The following is a 21370-nucleotide window of genomic DNA, read 5'->3' as shown; positions in this document are numbered from 1 at the left end:
TTCGCAAGGAGAGCGTGCGCCCTATGGAATTGCTTATAATGGTGCTGATGCTGCTCATGCTCATCGGCGCTTCCAACGTCATCAATCGTTTTATTCCGTTTGTCCCCGTTCCGATCGTCCAGATCGCGCTCGGCGTCGCGGCGGCTTACATGCCTGGATTTCATCATGTGCCGCTCGATCCCGAGCTATTTCTCGTGCTGTTTATCGCTCCGCTGCTGTTCAATGACGGCAAGGTCATTCCCCGAGACGAGCTGTGGCGTCTAAGAAAGTACATACTGCTCATGGCGCTTGGCCTCGTATTCGCCACCGTACTGCTTGCCGGACCCTTCATTCACTGGCTCATTCCCGCCATTCCGCTGGCCGCTTCCTTTGCGCTTGCGGCCATTTTGTCTCCTACGGACGCGGTTGCGGTCGGCTCGTTATCCAGCCGAGTCAAGCTGCCGGGCAGCATGATGCGGTTGCTGGAGGGCGAGGCGCTTATGAACGACGCTTCGGGTCTTGTCGCCTTCAATTTCGCGATCGCCGCCGCGCTTAGCGGCGAATTTTCGCTGCCGACCGCGATTGGCAGCTTTATCGTCATTGCCGCAGGCGGGCTGATTCTCGGTGCGGTGTTAGGTTTTGCCGTCATCTGGCTGCGCTTGTTTTTACGTCGGCTGGGCATTGAAGACGTTACGCTGCACATGCTTCTGATCATCGTAACGCCGTTCGTTATTTTTCTTGCAGCGGAAGAGTGTCACGTATCCGGCATTTTGGCCGTCGTCGCGGCCGGACTTGTCCATTCGATTGAGAGGGAGCGCCTGGAATCGTCTTCCTCGCGTCTGCGCGTCGTCTCCGACAGCACCTGGTCGGTCATTCTCTACGTGCTTAACGGACTGGTGTTCATTTTGCTCGGTTTGGAAATTCCCGAAGTAGTTGCAGCCGTATGGGAGGATCCGGCTTACAACAACGCGAGAGCGATCGGCTATATATTTGCCGTTACGGCGCTGCTGCTGTTGATCCGATTCGCTTGGGTGTGGCTGACCAATAGGCGGCATTCCCGCACGGCGCTGCTAATGACGCTCTCCGGCGTGCGTGGCGCGCTGACGCTTGCGGCCGCTTTTTCGATTCCGGCTTTCTTCAATAACGGGCGGCCTTTTCCGGAACGGGGCCTTATGCTCTACATCTGCGCCGGCGTTATTCTGTTGACGCTCGTCTCCGCAAGCGTCTTTCTGCCCTTGCTGACTCGCGGCGCGAAGAAAGCCGCCGGAGAAGCTCGGGAGGAGCGGGGAGTAAACGAGCGGGAAGCCAGAATCCGCATGCTGGAATCCGGGCTGAGGACGATCCGCGAGGAAATGACCGAGGAGAACAAACGCGAGGCCGTGGACATGATGTCCGAATACAACCGCCGTTTACAGCGGACGAGGCTGGAAGGTCGCGCGGACTATCGCAAGGAATGGCGAACGACGATCGCTATTCGTCTGGAGGCGATGAAGGCCGAGCGGGAGGTCGTGTTGTCGCTACAGCGGGAAGAGAAGATTACGGAGGCGATGGGGAGCCGCATGTTGACGGCGATTAGCCAGATGGAGCTGATATTGTCCAAACGTCTAATCTTAAAGCGGACGGCGATACTGACCTGGTTTGCGGCGAAGCGGTTGTTGTTCGGCAAAGGACGGGCTTCGCGCATTTCTCCGGACCATCCGAATTGGCAGACGTTTAAGGAGGCCAGGCTCGCTTGTATCCGCGGGGCGATCGAACGTCTGAAGGAGCTGGAGGCGGAAGGGGGGGCCGAACGGGACATCGTACGCGCCGTGCTGGCCGATTATAAGGAAATGGAGCTGCGGTTGCAGCACGACTGGTTCATGGATGCGGGTAAATCCGGCAGGAACGAACTGAGCGGCGAGCTGGAGCTGAAGGCGATTCAAGCGGAGCGTAATGAGATTCAGGCAATGTTCGAGCAAGGCGACATCGACCGCAATCTGGCGGGCTGCCTGCGCTCGGACGTCAATTACCGCGAGGCAAGCGTGTTCGAATCGCGGACCGTACATGCGGAGGGCGCGCACTGATTCCTCTCGGTATCGAATGCGCGCCCTTATAAACCTACTTAATGACAAAGAAGAAGAACAGAATCGCGATCGCAAAACGGTAATAGGCGAACCACGACAGCCGCAGTCGTTTGATCAGCTTCAGGAAGGTCACGACGGCAATCAGGCCAACGATGAACGAGGCTGCAAGGCCGGTCAGGAAGAAGCCGATGTCCTCGGCGGCCAGCAGTTCCCGGCTCTTGTACAGATCCAGCGCGGATGCCGCGAACATGATCGGTACCGACACTAGGAAGGTGAAGTCCGCGGCCGCTTTCTGGCTCGTGCCGAGCAACATGCCGCCCGCTATCGTCGAGCCGGAACGGGAGAAGCCCGGCCATAGCGCCAAACATTGGAACAGGCCGATGCCGAACGCTTGCTTGTAGCTGATATTGTCCATCGTCTCGGCGTTTACTTTCCGCTTCGGACGGTCCGCGATCAGGATCAGAATGCCGCCGACTATTAGCCCGACCAGCACGGTGGAGGAGCCGAACAAATGCTCTTTGATGACGCTATGTAGAGCCAGCCCGATGACGACCGCCGGAATCATCGCCAGAATCAGATGAATCATGTTGAGGCGGTTGGCCGTCTTGATGTCGCGCCAATGGCGCAGAATTTGCATATATTTTTTCCAATAGATCAAAGCTACTGCAAGCACTGCTCCCAACTGGACGACGATTTCGAACGTTTTGATTTTGTCGCCGCTCAAGTTGAGCAGCTCAGCCGTCATAATCATGTGCCCGGTCGACGAGACGGGCAGAAATTCCGTCAAGCCTTCCACGATTCCCATAATAATCGCGCTAATAATGTCCATACGCATCCCTCATTCGAATTAATCCATACGAGTCGAATTGTAGCATGCCTGACCCTTCAAGCAAAACTTAAGCCACGAAAAAGCACGAAGGGTCTCTGATGTCAATAAGATAAATTTGACGATTTTGTGGACAAGCTATCAAAAAGTTTCATGATCCGCTCACATTTTCCACAACAATTTGCTACAATTCCGCTTAGTCGCCGTATGAAATGAGGATAACTATTTTGAAAGGAAGCTGAAATGATACTCAACCTGTTTCTTGTCGCTGTTCTGATCGTGTTAACCGCATTTTTCGTAGCAACCGAGTTCGCCGTCATCAAGCTTCGCCCCAGTCGCGTCGATCAGATGGTGATAGAGGGGAGAAAAAACGCGCTGGCGGTACAGAAGGTGACGAGCAATCTGGACGGTTACTTGTCCGCGTGTCAGCTCGGCATTACGATTACCGCACTGGGACTTGGTTGGCTCGGAGAGCCGACCGTCGAGAAGATGCTGTACCCGGTATTCGAGCAATTGGGAATAAGTGATAAGGCGGGCCACATTCTGTCCTTCGGAATCGCCTTCGTCTCCATTACGTTCCTGCACGTCGTGCTTGGGGAGCTGGCGCCGAAGACGATGGCCATCCATAAAGCGGAAGCGATCTCGGTATTCACCGCTCCGCTCATAATTGCTTTCCATAAAGTGATGTATCCGTTTATTTGGGTTTTGAACGGTTCGGCCAACGCACTTGTTAGAGTGTTCGGAATGAAACCGGCCAGCGAGCATGAGGAAGCGCATTCGGAAGAGGAAATCCGGATTATTTTGTCGGAAAGCTACGAGAGCGGAAAAATCAACAATACCGAGTTCGGTTACGTCAGCCGCATTTTCCAGTTTGACGAGTTGATGGCCAAGGAAATTATGGTTCCACGCACCGATATGGTCTGCTTGTACGAGGAAATGTCGCTCGAAGAGCTGGTAGCGGTCGTTAAGAAGGAGCAGTATACGAGGTTCCCGGTCGCTAAGGACAACAAGGACCATATTGTCGGCTTTATCAATACGAAGCAGCTGTTTCTGAATTACGACAACGATCCCGACTTCGATTTCCGCAAACATATTCACCCGGCAATGACCGTGCCGGAGGCGATGCCCGTCAAATCGCTGCTGCTTAAAATGCAGGAAGAAAGCGTCCATTTGGCAATTCTGCTCGACGAATACGGAGGCACCTCCGGTCTGGTGACGATCGAAGACATCTTGGAAGAGATCGTAGGCGAAATCCGCGACGAATTCGACAACGATGAGAAAAAGCCGATCGAGGAACTGGGAGCTGGCCACTACATGGTCAACGGGCTGACTCCGATAGACGAGATTAACTTGCTGCTTGGTACCACGCTGGAACAGGACGGCATCGATTCGATCGGAGGCTGGCTGTACAACAGGAAGCCGGAGCTCGCCAAAGGCGAGACTTGGACCTTCGGGGAGCTGCAATTTATCGTTCGGGAGCGAGACAAGCACCGTATCCGCAAGTTGGAGATTAGACAAAGCAAGGTAGGCGATTAGGCGCCTATCGTGTATAATAGTTTCAATTCATTCGGAGGTGTAAAAATATGCAAAAAACTCAACAATCCGTCAAGACGACAGCCAAGCTTCACGAAAGAAACAGAAACGGTAGACAACGCGCGAACTGATCGCGGTTGACGATTGTCGGCACGGATAGGATTGACGCGTTGATCTGCCGCTAATAGAGAGGCGGATTCGGCGTTTATGATGAAACTCAATGCATCGCGTATTTATATGATTATGGGATTTATGACATCGCTCGCTAACGCGACGATGTTCACGACCTATGCGATCTATCAGGTCGTTGCGCTCGGCTTCAACCCGCTCCAGCTTCTGCTGGTAGGTATGGCGCTGGAGGTTACTGTTCTGGTCTTCGAAGGCATTACCGGAGTGGTGGCCGACACTTACAGCCGAAAATTGTCCGTCATTATCGGCATGTTCGTGCTTGGAGCAGGTTTCGTGCTGGAGGGGAGCGCAATGTGGCTCGGAGACGGCGGAGCCGGGATGTCCGCGTTTGCATGGCTGTTGGTCGCTCAAGTTATTTTCGGAATCGGATTTACGTTCGTCAGCGGCGCGGATTCCGCTTGGATGGTCGACGAGGTGGGCGAGGAACGAGCAGGCGGCGTATTCCTGAAGGCCAAGAGAGTCGGCTTGATCGGGACGCTGCTGGGCATCGGACTTAGCGTAGCGATTTCCTCGGTCGGCTATAATCTGCCCTATATTGCCGGGGGCTTGATGTACTTGGCTTTAGGCGGGTTTCTAATCGTCTATATGAAGGAGACGGGCTTTGCCAAACCCGAGAAAACGGAAGAGCGCTTCTCCCATTGGCACAGTATGAAAACGACGTGGGTGACGGGAGCTCGAGCGGTCAGAGGCAACCGGATCCTGCTGATGATCTTGGTCGTAACTCTGTTCAGCGGAGCGGCTTCGGAAGGCTACGACCGGCTGTGGCAGGCATTCGTCATCGACGATATCGGCTTTCCAGCTGCAATTGGATGGAATATGGCCATATGGTTCGGCCTGATTGCGCTGGCGTCGACATTGCTAAGTCTGGCGGCGGTCTGGTCCGCGGAGAAAAGGCTGGATATCGTTAGCGAGAAATTCGCTCGCCGCAGCCTGGTCGTGCTTACCGCCGTACGCGTGCTGGGCATAGCGGGACTTGCTTTGTCGCCGAACTTCGCGTACGCTCTGGCCGCCGTGCTGCTGATCGAGGTCGTAACGGCGCTAACCGGTCCGATCTACGACACTTGGTTAAATATGAACGTGGAAAGCCGTTCGCGCGCCACCGTGCTATCTATGCTGAGTCAATCGGATGCGCTCGGCCAGACGGGCGGCGGTCCGTTCGTCGGCTGGATCGGCAGCCGCCTATCCATCAGGGCTTCGTTGCTCGCTTCCGCCGCGCTGCTCGTTCCGATTCTCGGCGTGTTCGCCAACGCGGGAAGAAGAAGAAAGTCGGGCAATTCCGCTAATCGTCGGTTTTAGCTCTAGTCTAAGCGATCTCTTGCAGGCCTTATCGGCGGCAGGGGATCGCTTGTTTTTCATCTGCCTCGCACAGCTCGATCAATCTGCGAATGCCCTGCAGCTGATGGCGAAGGCGCGCGTCCAGGTTGCGGATCGCGTCTTCCGTCAGCTTTCTGGCATGCTCGGGGCTTTGGTGATCCAGGGCGTGTACGATTTCCTTCATACTATTCAGAAAATAAACGGTGCTTCGAAGCGTGCGGATCAGCCGGATTTTACGCAGATGACCGGATGTAAATACGCGATAGCCGCTTTCCGGGTCTCTGTCGGGCGAGATCAGTCCCTCCTTCTCCCAATGCCGGATCGCGGAAGCGGCGACGCCGGCAAGCTTGGCGGCGTCGCCGATCGTCATCCGCTTTTTGCTCGCTTTCGGAAGGTCTGCCGGCTCATGCTCCAGCGGATGAAGCAGCTCTAAAGTTTGCTCCGCAGCCAGCTTCTCCTGGCGCAGTCGAGCCTGTGCCTCGTTCACCATCCAGAAGGCGTCATCCGTCTCGCCGCGCTGAACTCGGCGCAGCGCCTCGCAGGAAAGCTGCACTCCGAAGCCGGGGAACATGGCGCGTAAGCAACGAAAATAAGCAAGGTGGATGTCGGTATATAATCTGTAGCCGTTAGGCGCTCTTGTCGGGGCAGGTACGACTCCCCAGCTTTCGTAGTGTCGTAGAGCGCTCGTGCTGATGCCCAGCATTCTCGCAATCTCGATCGGTTTGTAGGAGCTCATAACTGGTCCTCCTTACAGCAAGTGAGAGAACAACTACTATAGCAGATGCGATAAGGCTTCGCAATCCTTCAACGTTTGGCAAGCTGTAAGTAAAAGCTTAAAGCTGCACGATAAGGTTAAGCGATCGAATGGTAGGTGAAGACGGATTGGACACGGAAACTTTGGCACTTGCATGAATGTTGTAAAGTAAGGGAGACAACCATTCATCGAGAAAGAAGGGATTCCGTGTGAACCTGGTCCATGAATTGCCAGACGCCCGGCAGTACGGGGAATTAAGAGAGGCGGCCGGCCTTGCTAAGATCGCCGATTCGGCAGCCGAAACGGCGTTAAGCCGTTCGTTGTTCGGCGTATGCGCGAGAGACGAAAGCGGAAACTTGCAAGGGATGGGCAGAGTGGTCGGGGACGGAGCTTGCCATTACCAGATTGTGGATCTTATCGTTCATCCCGACTCGGAAGGACGCCCAATCGCTCAGCAGATTTTGCAGGAGTTGACGGCTTATGTGGAACGGAACGCTCCGGAGGGCGCAAGCTTTTTCGTCATTTCAGATCTGCAAATGCTAAAAACGTATCAGGAGAGCGGTTTTGAGCTGATCTATCCCGATTTTTACGGAATGAGCCGCAAGCTGAAATAGGGCTGAGATACACGGACAGTGAAAATGGCTGCCAAAAGATGCGCTTGACAGACGGATTTTTTTCCCCTAAGATGTGTTTCAAGACAGCGACGATCAAGGACATGAGCGTATGCGGACACCGCCCAGAGAGAGGGGGCAAGGCTGAAACCCCCTTCGGAGAGAAGCACGCGTTTACCCCCTTGTAGCCGCGATTCGGAAATCCGCCGCGAACGATGCGGTGCGGAAGTATGAGTCGCCGGGAGCTCCCGTTATAGAGCGCCAAGGATTCGTCGGTCATGCGACAGGCTGGAGACGAATTGAATTTGGGTGGAACCACGAGCGCGCTCGTCCCTTTGCGGACGGCGCTTTTTTATTTTCACAACGGCTTGGATCAAGGACATGAGCGTATGCGGACACCGCCCAGAGAGAGGGGGCAAGGCTGAAACCCCCTTCGGAGAGAGGCATGCGTTTACCCCCTTGTAGCCGCGATTCGGAAAATCGCGCCGCGAACGATGCGGTGCGGGAGTATGGGTTGCCGGGAGCTCCCGTTACAGAGCGCCGAGGATTCGTCGGTCATGCCGCATGGCAGGAGACGAATTGAATTTGGGTGGAACCACGAGCGCGCTCGTCCCTTTGCGGATGAGGGCGTTTTTTTTCGTTCACATAGAAAACAAAAGGAGATGTTGATCATGTATCAATCCAAGCAGGATCAGGTAAAAGCAAATGCGGCAATGCTGTTGGCATGGGCGATGCAAAGAAAATTTGCCGGAGCGAAGCTGGGGGGCGCGTTTGTGACGGAGCAAGGGTTTTACTACGATTTCGAGGTGCCCGGCGCGTTCGCGGAGGCGGATTTGGCCGTTGTCGAAGAGGAGATGCGGAAGCTGTCCGCAAAGATTTCCTCGTGCAGTCTTGAGCCATATTCGCGGATGGAAGCCGCCGTGCTGTTCGAGGCGAGAGGAGAAAGCTGGAAGGCGGAATGGCTGCGCGAGGAAGCAGAGTCGGATGAGGTGCAGATTTACAGGCAGGAAGAGTTCGTCGACGTGTATCCGGATGAGTGCGCCAGGGAGGTTGGAAAGTCCGCGGCAGCTTTTAAGCTTCTGAGCGTAGCGGGAGCGTATTGGCGCGGAGACAACAGCAGGCCAATGCTGCAGCGCATATACGGCGCGGCGTTCGCTAGCGAAGCGGAGCTGAAGCAATTTCTTTCCTGGCAGGAGGAGGCGGCAAGGCGCGATCACCGCAAGCTTGGCAAGCAGCTTCAGCTCATTCATTTCTCGGAGGAAGCCCCTGGGATGCCGTTCTACCTGCCGAAGGGAGCGGTTGTGCGGCAGGAGCTGGAAAATCTGTCGCGGCAGTTCCTGCGTAAATACGACTACGAGGAAGTCCGCACTCCGCTCATTATGAACAGGCAAATGTGGGAACAGTCGGGCCATTGGGAGCATTATCGGGACAATATGTACTTCTCCGAGCTGGACAATCACCAATTCGCCGTTAAGCCGATGAACTGTCCGGGTCATATGCTCATTTACAAAAGCCAGCTGCGCTCGTACCGCGATTTGCCGATCCGGTTGGCCGAGTTCGGGCAGGTGCATCGGCACGAATTCAGCGGCGCGCTGAACGGCTTGTTCCGGGTTCGTACATTCTGCCAGGACGATGCGCATATTTTTGTTCGGCCGGATCAGATCGAGGAGGAGATTGGGCGGGCGATCGCGATGATTCAGGAAATGTACGGCTTGTTCGGCTTTGAATACAGCCTGGAGCTGTCGACTCGTCCGGACGATTCGATGGGCAGCGACGAACAGTGGGGCGAGGCGGAGGCGGCGCTGGCGCAAGTGTTGAAGAACAGCGGTCTTCCTTACCGGATCAATCCCGGGGACGGCGCCTTCTACGGTCCGAAAATCGACTTCCACATCAAGGACGCGCTGAACCGGAGTCATCAATGCGCAACGGTGCAGCTGGATTTTCAGATGCCGGAGAAGTTTGGGCTTGCGTATGTGGACGAAAAGAACGAAAAGCGCACGCCAATCGTTATTCATCGCGCGATATACGGATCGATCGACCGATTTATGGGCATTTTGATCGAGCATTATGCCGGGGCGTTCCCGGTGTGGCTGGCGCCTGTACAAGCGGTGCTCGTCCCGGTCTCGGAAAATCATGCGGCGTATGCGGAGCAAGTGTGCCGGAGGTTAAAGGAAGCGGGAATACGCGCGGAGGCGGATTGCCGGAACGAGAAGCTCGGCTACCGCATTCGCGAGGCGCAGCTGATGAAGGCTCCGTATGTCGCGGTTGTCGGAGATGCGGAGATCGCAGCAGGCACGGTGCAGGCGCGTTTGTTCGGCGAGCAGGGACAGCGGGAGCTTGGACTGAATGATTTTGTGGCGGAGCTGTGCGGCAAGGTCGAGAGAAGAGAAGGCTGACGGCGCCGGGTTAGGCGCCGGGAGTCGGTCCGGCCATGTTCGCCGTATCCTTGCCTTCGATAAGCTTGTGCAGCAACTGGCACAGATGGCTCCGCTCCTCGTCCGGCAGGTTGGCCAGCATGCGGCTTGCTACTTGGGCTTGATAGGCTAGTGCTTCGTTTAGATGGTTGCGCGCAAGCTCAGTAAGCCGAATTAGCGTTGCTCTGCCATCGGTCGGATCAGGCATTCTGAGCAGCAGGCCGTCGCGCTCCAGCGCGTCAACGAAGTCCGTAACTGTCCGAGCTTTAATGTTAAGCCGTTCCGCAAGCTCCTTCATTCGAACGCTTCCCGTTGCGGCTACAGCTTCCAGAACCCGCAGCCGCGGGGCTGAGATCGGATAGGGGATCGGGTACGTGGTCAGCTCGTTTTCCATTTCACGCTGTAAGGCGTGGGTAGCCCGGACCAGAAGATGAAGGGCGTCTATCGGCGAAGGGACATCGGAATGGGTAGACATAAAATTTCCTACAGCCTCCTGACTGAACGCGTATATGCCTACAGTATAACCTTGCCGAATGTTGCCTTCAATTGCCTCTTGCTCTTGACTCCCGAAGATTTACTGTGTATCCTCACTATCTAGAGATATAGTGAGTTACCTCAGTAAATAATCAACTAGAGGAGGACATAAAAATGCAATTGGCTAAAGAGGAAAGAGCCGGCAAGCTGATGGGAGTTCTCGTTGTTGCGCTTGTATTCTCGGTGATGAACGGAACGATGTTTAATGTGGCGCTTCCGGTCATCGCCGAGCAGTTTGCGCTTGCGCCATCCCAAGTCAGCTGGGTGATGACGTCTTATATGGTCGTGTACGCCGTTGGCTCGGTTTTCTACGGCAAGCTCGCAGACAAATATCGGCTCAAAAGCCTGATCACGACAGGGATGCTCATTTTTGCGCTCGGTTCGCTTCTAGGGGTGGCGGCTAATACGTATGCGATAGTCGTTGCGGGCCGAATTTTGCAGGCCGCCGGGGCCGCCGTAATGCCAGCAGCGTCGATGCTGGTTCCGGTCCGTTATTTTCCGGCGGAGAAAAGGGGAAGGGCGCTTGGCACGACGGCGGTCGGATTGGCGCTTGGCGGTGCGCTCGGACCGGTCGTCGCAGGAGCGATCGCGGGTTTGGGCAATTGGAGATGGCTGTTTCTACTCTCGCTGATTTCGCTTGTTACGCTGCCCTTTTTCCGTAAGTATTTGGGAGACGACAAAGGACAAGCCGATCGCATCGACTGGCTCGGAGGCGGCTTGCTAGCGGCAGCGACAGCTTCGTATTTGTTGGCGATTACGCAGGGGAGCTGGCTGATTTTCGCGGGCGGATCCCTCTTGCTTGCGCTGTTCTTCGTTCGTATTCGTAAAGCGGAGACTCCATTTATTCCGCCGGCTTTGTTTGCAAATCGTAAATTTACGGTCGGTCTGCTTATGGCTTTTCTGACCGCTGCTTTAAATTTTTCCGCAACGTTTATGGCTCCCCAATTTTTAACGTCATTAAACAATTTAACTCCGGGCGGTGTAGGAGCAGTCTTGTTCCCGGCCGCCTTGGCTTCCGCGTTGCTGGGACGTTCGGGCGGAAAGCTGGCCGATCGGCGAGGCAACGGATATTTGGTCGTTCTCGCGTCGTGTTTGCTGCTGCTGGGTTATGGACTGCTATCCGGCTTCGTGGGCGAAGCGGCGCATTGGATCGCGCTGTTTCTGATTGCCAGCCAGATCGGTCAAACGTTCATGCAGATCGCGCTGTCTAACACAGTTTCGCGCACGCTCTCCCGCGAGCAAACGGGAGTCGGCATGGGCATGCTGGCGATGCTCAATTTCATTGCCGGTTCGTTGGCAATGAGCGTAATCGGTAAATTGCTCGATTTCACGGAAGGTGACACGGGGAACACGGGAGCGTATAGCACTATTTTTATGACGATGAGTTTAACTGCGGTTATTGTTTCCGTTATTTACCGTTTTCGGTTTCGCAAAGGATGAAAAAGCTTCTTTTGTCGCAACCTGTTAACGACAGGATGATGATGGAAGGAGCCGGGAACATTGAAGGATACGATCGGCAAGGCGATATTTCTCGGGTTGGGGCTGGCCGTGGCCGGCAAGGAGCAGGTGGAGAGGACCATCGAAGAGCTGGTGAAAAAAGGGGAGCTGAGCAAGGCGGAATCGGGTTCGCTAACCGAGGAACTCGTGCGTAAAGGCGAGGAAGCGAAGCTTCGGGTAGAGGAGCTCGTGCGCGCTCGCGTTCAGGCGCTTATGGGAGACGACGCATTGGCTACCAAGGCGGACGTCGAACGGCTCGAACAGAGATTAGAAGCACTTGAGCGGCGATTGGCCGCGGATTGACGGGGGCGGAGCGGCGGATGAATCTGGGACAACGAATTCGACGGTTGAGACGCTACCGCTCGATCGCTACAGCGCTTGTCCGCAGCGGGCTTGGCTATGTGGCGCACGATATGGGCCTGACCGACAAGCTGCTGTTTTTCCGCAGCGAGGAGAGAAGGGGAGTGAAGGGGAAAAGCCTCGGAGAGCGCATACGCATGCTGTTGGAAGAGCTTGGCCCTACGTTCGTCAAGCTTGGTCAGCTTGCCAGCTCGCGCCCGGATCTGCTTCCCGCGGATATCGTAAGCGAGCTGGAACGGCTTCAGGATCAGGTTGCGGCATTCCCTTTCGAGCAAGCGGCGGCCATTATCGAGCAGGAGCTGGGGGATTCCGCCAACCGGCTGTTTATGCATTTGTACGAGACGCCGATCGCGGCAGCGTCAATCGGGCAGGTGTATCACGCTCGACTTCGCGACGGCCGGGATGTGGTCGTTAAGGTACAGCGTCCGCACATATTGCGGCTGATCGAAACCGATCTCGGCATTTTGGCGGATTGGGCCAAGCTGGCCGAGAGCCGGATGGAGTGGGCAAGGCACTACCGGCTGGCCGATATGGTCGAGGAGCTCGGCGTTGCGTTGCGCGCGGAGTTGGATTTCGACAAGGAGGCGCGCAGCGCCGAGCAGTTCGCGCTTCGCAACGGCGGAACGGAGAAAATGCGAGTTCCGGCCGTGTACCGCGAATACAGCTCAAGACGCGTGCTTACGATGGATTATATCGAGGGTATCAAGCTGTCCGAGCTTGGTAACCTGGATCGCGCCGGCTTGGACAGGGCGACGTTGGCCGAGCGCTACGCTAGGTCGATTTTCCGGCAGGTGCTGCTGGACGGTTTTTTCCACGGTGACCCGCATCCGGGCAATGTGCTGGCGCTGCCGGACGGTACGCTCGCCTGGCTCGATTTCGGGATGATGGGCCGGCTGTCGGCAGCAACGAAAACCAGCTTCACCGCATTTGTGATCGCGCTGCGCAACCAGAACTCCAAAGGCGTGCTGCGCGCGATTTCCCGTATGGGCGTCGTGCCCGAAGCAGCGGATCGCGATCGGCTGCTGGCCGATATCGAGGAGCTGCGGGACAAATATTATAAGGTTCCGTTCCAACGGCTTCGGCTAGGGGAGGCGGTGCACGACTTGTTCGACGTTGCCTTGAAGCACCGGATCGCAATACCGAGAGAGCTGGTCCTGCTCGGCAAAACGTTCCTGACGATGGAGGGAGTCGTCACGATGCTGGACCCGACGTTCAGCGTTTTCGACGTGGCCGAGCCGTTCGGCAAAAGTCTGCTGCTGAAGCGGCTCGATCCGCGGACTTGGCTGAGCGAATGGGCGGAGGACATTCCCGAATACATCGGCATACTCGGCGATCTTCCCGCCGGCATCCGGCAAATATCGCGTCTGCTGCGACAGGGCAAGCTGCACATCGAGACGGATGTGCCGCAGATTGACGCGATTATGGCGAAGCTGGATCGCATCGGCAGCCGGTTGGCGCTCAGCATCGTGCTCCTGTCGCTTAGCATCGTCATGCTCGGCCTGATCGTCGGCGCTGCGTTGAATCATGCCAAGACGGTGCTGTGGCGCATTCCGGTGATCGAGATCGGATTGGGTGTCGCGTTGTTTATGCTCGTATGGCTCATAGCATCGATTATTCGTTCGAGTCGGTTTTGAAAAGCCAAATTATTATAGTTTTTAATGATTATTGATACTCTGTATTGGACATGTAAAAAAGCTATAGACGCCGCTTTTTCTATCGGATAGAATCGCCAATGTTGTTATCCGATTTTGAGAGGGGAAATGTTTGTGTCCAAACGCAAAGTATCCGGAAGTATGCTCTGCAGAACGCTGGCGCTCACGTTGGCGTTGACTTTGGCGGCCTCGCCGTTCGCCATGGCGGCGGGGGACAAAGGAGCGGCTGCGCCTGCTGCCGAAAAGCTATCCAACGGCAAAAATGTAGGCGTTTACACAGGCAGTGCGCTGTCCGTCGGGGAAAATCGTTTTCTGACTCGCAAGGAAATCGAAGTCCAGTGGGACGGCATCGATCCCGAATATAGCCCCGAGAAGGCGGTTGACGCGGTGAAGACGCTGCTTCCGGAGCAAGCGTTCGAGGAGCTGTTTCCGTATCGCCTCGGGTCGAAGCAATGGTTCGAGGTCGCTAAGGGCAAGGAATACTTCAAAGAGGATCAAACGGACTACTTCTCTTACAATAATCTGATCGAGGCCGTTGTCGAGGTCGCGAATCTGAAGCTGAAAATCCATTCCCGCAAAGGCAATCCAGGTTCGCAGGAAGTCATTCGCTTCGACAAGGACGCACGGATCGAAACGCTCGTCTCGCGTTCCGCAGACTTCGATTCCGTGGACAACCGGAAGAAGGAGATCGAAACCGTCATCGTCGATTTCGGCACCTTTTTGAAGGAGGGCTTCAAGAAGGACCGCAAGCGCGAGCTGGCCGCGTTCCTGGCTAACCTGTCGCACGAGACCGGAGGAGGTTGGGCGACCGCGCCGGGCGGCGAACTGAAATGGGGGCTGTTCTGGAACGAAAATATCGCCGGCCGCACGGGAGTCAATCTGGATCCGTTCGTTGACGAGAACAGCGCCGAGCTGTACCCCGGAGCGAAGGATAAACGGTATTACGGACGCGGACCGATCATGCTGAGCTGGAACTTCAACTACGGGCTGTTCAGCTCCATCATCTACGGCGACAAGAGCGTGTTGCTTAGCAAGCCGGAGATCGTTGCCCAGGACGGCAAGGTAGGCTATATGACAGCCATTTTGTTCTGGATGACGCCGCAAGCGCCGAAGCCTTCGGCTCACGACGTGATCGTGAACAAATGGAAACCGACGAAAGCCGATATGGCCAAGGGTTTGGGGATGCGCGGCTTTGGCGTTACGATTATGGTGCTTAACGGCCTGGAAGCGAATTTAGGCGAAACCGAAGGCAGTTCGGTCAAGCGCCGCGCAGGGCACTATCGCGATATTACGCAAGCGATGGGCGTAGATATTACCGGAGAGAAAGTAAATACGCTCGGCATGGAGCCGTTCTAACTGTACGGAAACCGTCCCCGTCGTCTTCGGATGACCGGTGGGCGGTTTTTTGCGCTTTGTGCCGATGCGAAGCAATTAACTGTAATAAATTTTACAACAGAATACTTGATGGAGGACGGGAGTGTGTTAAAATGAGTTCATCCAAGACGCTTTTAGCGGAGGTAGAAGATGCAACTCATTGATAAATCGATTGTTCAGACGATGATTGACCGGCTTAAGGAGCGGGAGCTATATCTTCATTTGGAGATGACGAGCGGCGCATATGCGGCTCATTTTGACAGTTCCAAGCATCCGGCGGCGACGTTCGTGACGAATGCGGGCGTGCGGTACAGCCAAGGATCGATCTCCGGCGAAGGTCCGTACCGCGTCGGCCTCAAGACGGTTCAAGGTTGGGTGTATTCGGAAGGGCTGACCCATTATGAAGAGACGGAACAGGAACGGCTGATCCTTGCCGGACACGACAGCCAAGGCAAGCTGGTTGTCGCGCTGCAGCTTAGCCTGGAGCCCTTTTAAAAGGAAGAGGAGATGAGAGAGCTAAATGACTCGCCATATATTGGTTATATTGCCGCATCCGGACGATGAAGCGTTCGGGCTGTCAGGCACTCTTGCAAAGCATGTACAGGAAGGCGCGCAGATCACTTACGCTTGTCTGACACTGGGCGAAATGGGAAGAAATATGGGCGTTCCGCCGTTCGCCAATCGAGTGACGCTGCCGGAGGTGCGGAAGAAGGAGCTGGAGCAATCGTGCCGGGTAATCGGCATTCAGGATCTGCGTCTGCTCGGCTTTCATGACAAAACGATCGAGTTCGAAGATCAGGAACGGTTGGACCGGGAAATCCGGGCGCTGGTAGACGAACTGCAGCCCGAGCTCGTCTATACGTTTTATCCCGGCTACAGCGTACACCCCGATCATGATGCAACCGGAGCGGCGGTCGTTCGCACGATCGGCGGTTTGGACAAGGCGCGCAGGCCGGAGGTTCGCTGCATCGCTTTCGCCAATAATCACGAGCAAGCGATAGGTAAGCCGGACATTGTTAATGACATTAAACAATATCTCGAACCGAAACTGGCTTCCATCCAAGCGCATCGTTCGCAGTTTCAAGCTGCGGAGCTGTTAGGCAAGAAGGCGCTGGACGACGAGGAAATCCAGCAGCGCTTCGGCACAGAGAGATTTTGGACGTATCGTTTTAATTAAAGGAAACCCGATTGTAAGTCGAGTTCGCGCTCTGACTTACAATCGGGTTTCTTTTTCGGCTAGCGGTCCCGTAGTCCGGCCTGCGATGAGGCGGGGCTCCAACACAATCTGACGGTAATCGTTGAAGTTTTCGCTCAGGGCGTCAAGCAGAATGCCCGTCGCCTGTCGGCCGATTTCTTCTTCGGATTGTGCGATATGGGTGAAACGCGCCCAATTGTCCAGTCCTGGCGACGGATCGTCGAAGGTAACGATAGAGAGGTCGCCCGGCACGCTCATGTTCAGAAATTCGGCGACAGCGGCAAGGCGAGTGCCAAGCGTGGAGTTGAGCGTAATATAGGCGGTCGCCAAACGGCTGCCGATATAGCGGTGAATCATGTGCGCGCCATCCTCAACGTCTTGCGCATTGAGCGTAAAATCGGTCAGCAACATCGCGGGGTTGATCAGGGCGCCCCTTCGCTTTAATGCGTCCATATAGCCGGCAATTCGGTCCTGCACCGTAACGGTCTGCAGCGGAGAATCCGAGCAGACTGCAATATCGCGATGCCCGAGCTCCCACAGATGGCTGACGGCAAGCTCCGCGCCCTGGCTGCTGTCGGAGCAGACGAAATGCGTCTCCACCCCGCGCAGGTAGCGATCGATCAGCACGAACGGAAACCGGTTTACCTTCAGCGCTAAAATTTCCTCGTTATACGTCGTCGCATCGATCGGGAAGATGATCAGCCCGGCCGCGCCCATCCGAAGCAGCTCGGAGATCGCCTCCCTTTCCCGTTCCTCGGACTCGTTCGTCAGCACGATGTTCAAGTAGTAAGGCGTACCGCCAAGCACGCTGTTTATTCCCCGGATGAGACGCAGTGCAAAGAAGTCGTTTATGGAAGGTACGACGAACCCGATCATTTTCCCGGACGCTGCAACGGCTTCCGTATGCTGGGATGGGGGAGAACCGGGTTGTTCGTCGTTGCTCATTTTTTCGTGTTGAACGGTCTCGAATTGAACCGTCTCGGCGGAGCCGGAGAGGTCACGCCCAACATAACTGCCCTTCCCCGGAATCCGGTGAATCCAGCCTTCCTTAGCCAACTGCGACAGCGCGTTCGCCACCGTAATTCTGCTGACGTTGAAAGCTGCCATCAACTCGTGCTCGGTCGGAATTTTGTCGCCTGTCCGCAGCCCACCATCGCCAATTAGCCGCTTAAAATGATTTTGGATTTGCACGTAAAGCGGCTGCCGCTCGTTGTTCATTTTCCCGCTCTCCTATAAGTCAAAGTGTATAGCTATTATATCAAATCCTGTTGTTTAAGCGATAGCTATATTAGGGTTTTGAAGTGAATGATATAAATGACATAAAAATAATTCATATATTGAATATGTCATTTCGCAATGGTATATTCGTTGCAAAAGCCCTATGACGATAAGGAGAGAAACAGATGCCCTACGAAACGTCGGCAATTATGTTGGACCGAGCCAAACACACGCTGGAGAAGATTCGCGATCATATCTACTTGAAGGTTGCCTCCCTTGAAGTTAACGCATGGAGAACGAAAGAGCCGGTCCCTTATGAGGAGAGAACATCCGGAGAGCCGCTGGCTCTTCGGTCGGGAGACAAGTGGGGCGACCTGTGGGATTGCGCGTGGTTCCGCTTTGTCGGCTCCGTTCCCGCTAGTGCAGCAGGCTGCAAAGTCGTGCTGCTGATCGACGTGAACGGAGAGCTGTGTCTTGTGGATGAGGACGGAGCGCCGTTTCAAGGGTTGACCAATATCAACTCGGAGTTCGATTATTCATTGGGTCTGCCGGGCAAAAGGGTGGTCGACGTAGCCGATCGCGCTCAGGGCGGGGAAGTGGTGGACCTGTGGGCGGACGCCGGCTGCAACGACCTGTTCGGCCGTTACCGCAGCGGTACGTTGAAGGAAGCGGACATCGCGATCTGCCGCGAAGAGACGCGCCGTCTTTATTACGATTACGAGGTGCTGTTGGAGCTGGCCCAACAGCTGCCGGAGGCAAGCGCGCGCCGTTCCCGGCTGCTGCACAAGCTGTATGAGGCTTCTTACGTGCTGGAACGATTCGACGACGGCGCCGTTGAAGCCGCGCGGGAGCTGCTGCGTCCCGAGCTTGATAAGAAGGGCGGAGATCCTGACGTGACGGTCAGCGCCGTCGGACATGCGCATATCGACCTCGCTTGGCTGTGGCCGATTCGGGAGACGATTCGCAAAGGGGCCAGAACATTTTCCACGGTGCTTAGAAATATGGAGAAATATCCGGACTATGTATTCGGGGCGAGCCAGCCGCAGCTGTACCAGTGGATGAAGGAGCATTATCCGAAGCTGTACGGACAGATTAAGGATAAAATCGCAGAAGGCCGCTGGGAAGTTCAAGGAGCGATGTGGGTCGAACCCGATTCCAACGTATCGGGCGGAGAGGCGCTTGTACGGCAAATTTTGTACGGCAAACGGTTCTTTAAGCAGGAATTCGGCGAGGAGGTTCGCGTGCTGTGGGTTCCGGACATTTTCGGCTACAGCGCCAGTCTGCCGCAGCTGCTCAAGAAATCCGGCGTCGATTATGTAATGACTCAGAAGCTGAGCTGGAGCGTGTACACCGATCACCCGCACCACAGCTTCCTGTGGGAGGGGATCGACGGTACGAAGGTGCTGACTCATCTTCCGCCCGAAGACACGTACAACAGTCCGGCGGCGCCGCGCTCGCTGGCGAAAATCGAACGGGAGTATATGGATAGCGGCGTCTCCGAGCATGCGCTCATGCTGTTTGGTATCGGCGACGGCGGAGGCGGGCCGGGCGAGGAGCATCTGGAACGGTTGGAGCGTCTGCGCAATCTGCAAAGTCTCGTGCCGGTCGTTCAGGAGCCTTCCATCGATTTCTTCCGTAAGCTGGAGCGCGAGCTGGAGCGGTTCGAGACTTGGCGCGGAGAGCTGTATCTGGAGAAGCATCAAGGAACGCTGACGTCGCAAGGACGCAATAAGTGGTACAACCGCAAGCTGGAGAAAGCGCTGCGAGAAGTCGAATTCGCGGCGTCGCTGGCAATTTCGTGCGGGGCAGCGCCGTCCGTCTATCCTCAGGCCGAGCTGGAGACGATCTGGAAGGAAGTGCTGCTCTATCAGTTCCATGATATTCTGCCAGGTTCGTCGATCGGCAGAGTGTACGACGAATCGCTGGAGCGCTATGCGGCGCTGTACGAGCGAGCGCAGAAGCTGACAGAAGAGGCTTATGCCGCGGCTGCCGCCGCCGCGGGCCTGAAGGCGGGTGAAGCGTTCGTTGCTAACTCGCTGCCTTGGGAGCGGCAGGAGTGGGTCGTCTGGAACGATCGGGAGTATCGCGTAACGGTTCCGTCCATGAGCGTGACGTCGCTGGAGCGTGCGGCACGGGACGCGAATACAGCCGAACCGACCGCGACCGAGAGTAGCCTGGAGAACGAGTTTGTCTGCGTTAAGCTCGATTCCGACGGTAGCATCGTATCGCTTTACGACAAGCAGATCGGCCGGGAGACAGTGGCCGCGGGCGAACGGGCCAACGTGCTGACCGTCTATTACGACCGCGGAGACGCCTGGGATTTCGATCGCAATTATCGCCAAGCCGCTGCCGGCACCATGACGCGAGAGTCGGTCGCCGCCTATGCGGACGGCGCCAAGGCGGTCGTAGAGCAGCGGTTCCGTTTCGGGGAGTCGACGCTGACGCAGAAAATCGTTCTGCATGCGGGCGAACGAGTCGTTCGGTTCGAGACGGAAGCGGATTGGCGGGAATCGGAGAAAATGCTGCGGGCTTCGTTCCCGGTCGATGTGCGCGCCGACCAGGTCAATTGCGAAATTCAGTTCGGCAATCTGCAGCGCCAGACGCATCGCAATACGAGACAAGATTTTGCCAAGGACGAAATTTGCGCGCATCAGTACATCGATCTGTCGCAGCCGGACTACGGCGTCTCGCTGTTGAACGATTCCAAATACGGCTACAGCGCGCTGGGGCACATTCTGGACATCCATCTGTTGCGCAGCCCGTCGTATCCCGATCCGCTTGCCGACAGGGCGGTTCATCGGTTCGTCTATGCGCTGTATCCGCATGCCGGCGATTATGTCGCGGCGCAGACGTACCGGAAAGGCTACGAGCTAAATTCTCCGCTAACCGTATTCGAGGCGGGAGAGTCTAAGGCGCAGCAAGCGGCGGCCGCGCTGCAGCATTCGTTCGTCGGCATCGATTCCCCGAACGTTATGCTGGAGGCGGTCAAGAAGGCCGAGGATTCCGACGATCTGATCTTGCGTCTGTACGAGACATCGGGTATGCGAGCCGAGGCGACTCTGTCGTTCGGCAAGGGGTATGCGGCCATCGACGAAGTCGATCTGATGGAAAACAACTTGGCGACGATCGGCGAAAATACCGATACGGCCAAGCTGTCGTTCGCTCCGTTCGAGATTCGTACGCTTCGTTTGAAGCTGCTCCAGTAACAGGCAGGAGCTGTCAGGAGCTGTCCCATATGCGCATCAAGCTGTTATAGAAGATGAATCAATACAGGGGGGATAGATCTCCTTTCGCTGCTATACGCTCCTGAAATCTGAACGGGGAGATCCGTGAAAAGTTGATTTCAGGGGCGTATGAGGCAGTCTCCGTGCTAATCATGACCCGCATTGTTTCCTGTTTATTTGGAGAGTGAGCTTTTATGGCGGCTCTATTGCACATATGAGTTTACGCAGGGAAGTTTGTCCGAAGAATCGTACAAAGCAGCTCGAATCAGGCTTTAACGACGGAAGTTTGTCCGAAAAATCGTACAAAGCAGCGCGGTTCAGGCTCAAATGACGGAAGTTTGTTCGAAGAATCGTACAAACCGCTCAGAATCAAAGGTTGTATGTCACTAAAGCGTCTTCGATGATTATTATACGGATAATACTGGTAATTCTTTGGGAGTGTTAGGGGCCATGATTAGTTCTCCGAGAAGTATATCCCCCTTACTTTGCGTATCGATTCATCTCAAGCTGTTCTGCTTACGGGACAGCCCTTTCGTATTTCCTATCTATAATCGCGCATGTCCTATTTATAAGACGCCCCCCTTTTGCCATCATAAACCAAAGTCCAAGCGCGTAAAAATAAAGTAAATGGTC

General features: G+C 55.6%; 16 protein-coding genes. 12 read left to right on the top strand and 4 right to left on the bottom strand.

Going from position 1 to position 21370, the window contains the following annotated elements; all coding sequences use genetic code 11:
* Window positions 1-23 precede the first annotated feature (23 nt).
* Window positions 24-2042 (top strand): Na+/H+ antiporter, encoded by a 2019-nt coding sequence (locus DFP98_RS29715; protein ID WP_116064266.1) that lies wholly within the window; start codon window positions 24-26, stop codon window positions 2040-2042.
* Between the two features lie 34 nt (window positions 2043-2076).
* Here DFP98_RS29715 and DFP98_RS29710 read toward each other — a convergent pair whose 3' ends face one another.
* Entirely contained in the window at window positions 2077-2871 is a 795-nt protein-coding gene (locus DFP98_RS29710) for an undecaprenyl-diphosphate phosphatase (protein WP_116064265.1), read from the bottom strand.
* A gap of 240 nt (window positions 2872-3111) precedes the next feature.
* On the opposite strand from DFP98_RS29710, the gene DFP98_RS29705 reads away from it, so the two are divergent.
* On the top strand, window positions 3112-4404 hold the full coding sequence (locus tag DFP98_RS29705; protein ID WP_116064264.1) for a hemolysin family protein: 1293 nt from the start codon (window positions 3112-3114) through the stop codon (window positions 4402-4404).
* Window positions 4405-4608: 204 nt separating this feature from the next.
* The gene (locus DFP98_RS29700) at window positions 4609-5886 is read left to right on the top strand and encodes an MFS transporter (RefSeq protein ID WP_342772519.1); all 1278 of its coding nucleotides are present in this window, start codon (window positions 4609-4611) and stop codon (window positions 5884-5886) included.
* Window positions 5887-5914: 28 nt separating this feature from the next.
* Here DFP98_RS29700 and DFP98_RS29695 read toward each other — a convergent pair whose 3' ends face one another.
* The gene (locus DFP98_RS29695; protein WP_116064263.1) at window positions 5915-6640 is read right to left on the bottom strand and encodes a MerR family DNA-binding transcriptional regulator; all 726 of its coding nucleotides are present in this window, start codon (window positions 6638-6640) and stop codon (window positions 5915-5917) included.
* Window positions 6641-6867: 227 nt separating this feature from the next.
* Here DFP98_RS29695 and DFP98_RS29690 point away from each other — a divergent pair, with 227 nt between their 5' ends.
* Both DFP98_RS29690 and thrS read left to right on the top strand, forming a co-directional pair.
* On the top strand, window positions 6868-7272 hold the full coding sequence (locus tag DFP98_RS29690) for a GNAT family N-acetyltransferase (protein ID WP_116064262.1): 405 nt from the start codon (window positions 6868-6870) through the stop codon (window positions 7270-7272).
* A gap of 668 nt (window positions 7273-7940) precedes the next feature.
* Window positions 7941-9665, top strand: coding sequence for a threonine--tRNA ligase (gene thrS, locus DFP98_RS29685; RefSeq protein ID WP_246016873.1), 1725 nt, complete (start codon window positions 7941-7943; stop codon window positions 9663-9665).
* 10 nt (window positions 9666-9675) lie between these two features.
* On the opposite strand, the gene DFP98_RS29680 is transcribed toward thrS, so the two are convergent.
* Window positions 9676-10158 (bottom strand): MarR family winged helix-turn-helix transcriptional regulator, encoded by a 483-nt coding sequence (locus tag DFP98_RS29680; protein ID WP_116064260.1) that lies wholly within the window; start codon window positions 10156-10158, stop codon window positions 9676-9678.
* Between the two features lie 173 nt (window positions 10159-10331).
* Here DFP98_RS29680 and DFP98_RS29675 point away from each other — a divergent pair, with 173 nt between their 5' ends.
* The 6 genes from DFP98_RS29675 to bshB2 all read left to right on the top strand — a co-directional run bounded on the left by DFP98_RS29675 (window position 10332) and on the right by bshB2 (window position 16277).
* The gene (locus tag DFP98_RS29675) at window positions 10332-11657 is read left to right on the top strand and encodes an MFS transporter (protein ID WP_116064259.1); all 1326 of its coding nucleotides are present in this window, start codon (window positions 10332-10334) and stop codon (window positions 11655-11657) included.
* Between the two features lie 60 nt (window positions 11658-11717).
* Window positions 11718-12017, top strand: a complete 300-nt coding sequence (locus tag DFP98_RS29670) for a phasin family protein (RefSeq protein ID WP_116064258.1) — start codon at window positions 11718-11720, stop codon at window positions 12015-12017.
* Window positions 12018-12034: 17 nt separating this feature from the next.
* The gene (locus tag DFP98_RS29665) at window positions 12035-13708 is read left to right on the top strand and encodes an ABC1 kinase family protein (protein WP_116064257.1); all 1674 of its coding nucleotides are present in this window, start codon (window positions 12035-12037) and stop codon (window positions 13706-13708) included.
* 126 nt (window positions 13709-13834) lie between these two features.
* Window positions 13835-15082, top strand: a complete 1248-nt coding sequence (locus tag DFP98_RS29660; protein WP_116064256.1) for a chitinase — start codon at window positions 13835-13837, stop codon at window positions 15080-15082.
* Window positions 15083-15250: 168 nt separating this feature from the next.
* A complete protein-coding gene (locus tag DFP98_RS29655; protein ID WP_116064255.1) occupies window positions 15251-15595 on the top strand; it encodes a YojF family protein in 345 nt (114 codons plus the stop codon).
* Window positions 15596-15620: 25 nt separating this feature from the next.
* Window positions 15621-16277: a bacillithiol biosynthesis deacetylase BshB2 gene (bshB2, locus tag DFP98_RS29650; protein ID WP_116064254.1), complete on the top strand. Its 657-nt coding sequence runs from the start codon at window positions 15621-15623 to the stop codon at window positions 16275-16277.
* A 36-nt stretch (window positions 16278-16313) separates the two neighbouring features.
* Here the strand turns inward: bshB2 and DFP98_RS29645 are convergent, their stop codons facing one another.
* A complete protein-coding gene (locus tag DFP98_RS29645) occupies window positions 16314-17513 on the bottom strand; it encodes a GntR family transcriptional regulator (RefSeq protein ID WP_116064253.1) in 1200 nt (399 codons plus the stop codon).
* A gap of 185 nt (window positions 17514-17698) precedes the next feature.
* Between DFP98_RS29645 and DFP98_RS29640 the strand changes: the two genes are divergently transcribed.
* A complete protein-coding gene (locus DFP98_RS29640; RefSeq protein WP_116064252.1) occupies window positions 17699-20719 on the top strand; it encodes an alpha-mannosidase in 3021 nt (1006 codons plus the stop codon).
* The last annotated feature ends 651 nt before the right edge of the window (window positions 20720-21370 follow it).

Origin of the sequence: Cohnella phaseoli (assembly GCF_003386235.1) — a bacterium.
In the GTDB taxonomy this organism is placed as follows: Bacteria; Bacillota; Bacilli; order Paenibacillales; family Paenibacillaceae; genus Cohnella; species Cohnella phaseoli.
Note: the sequence above shows the minus strand (reverse complement) of the source record. Positions and strands in the feature narration are given on the sequence as shown.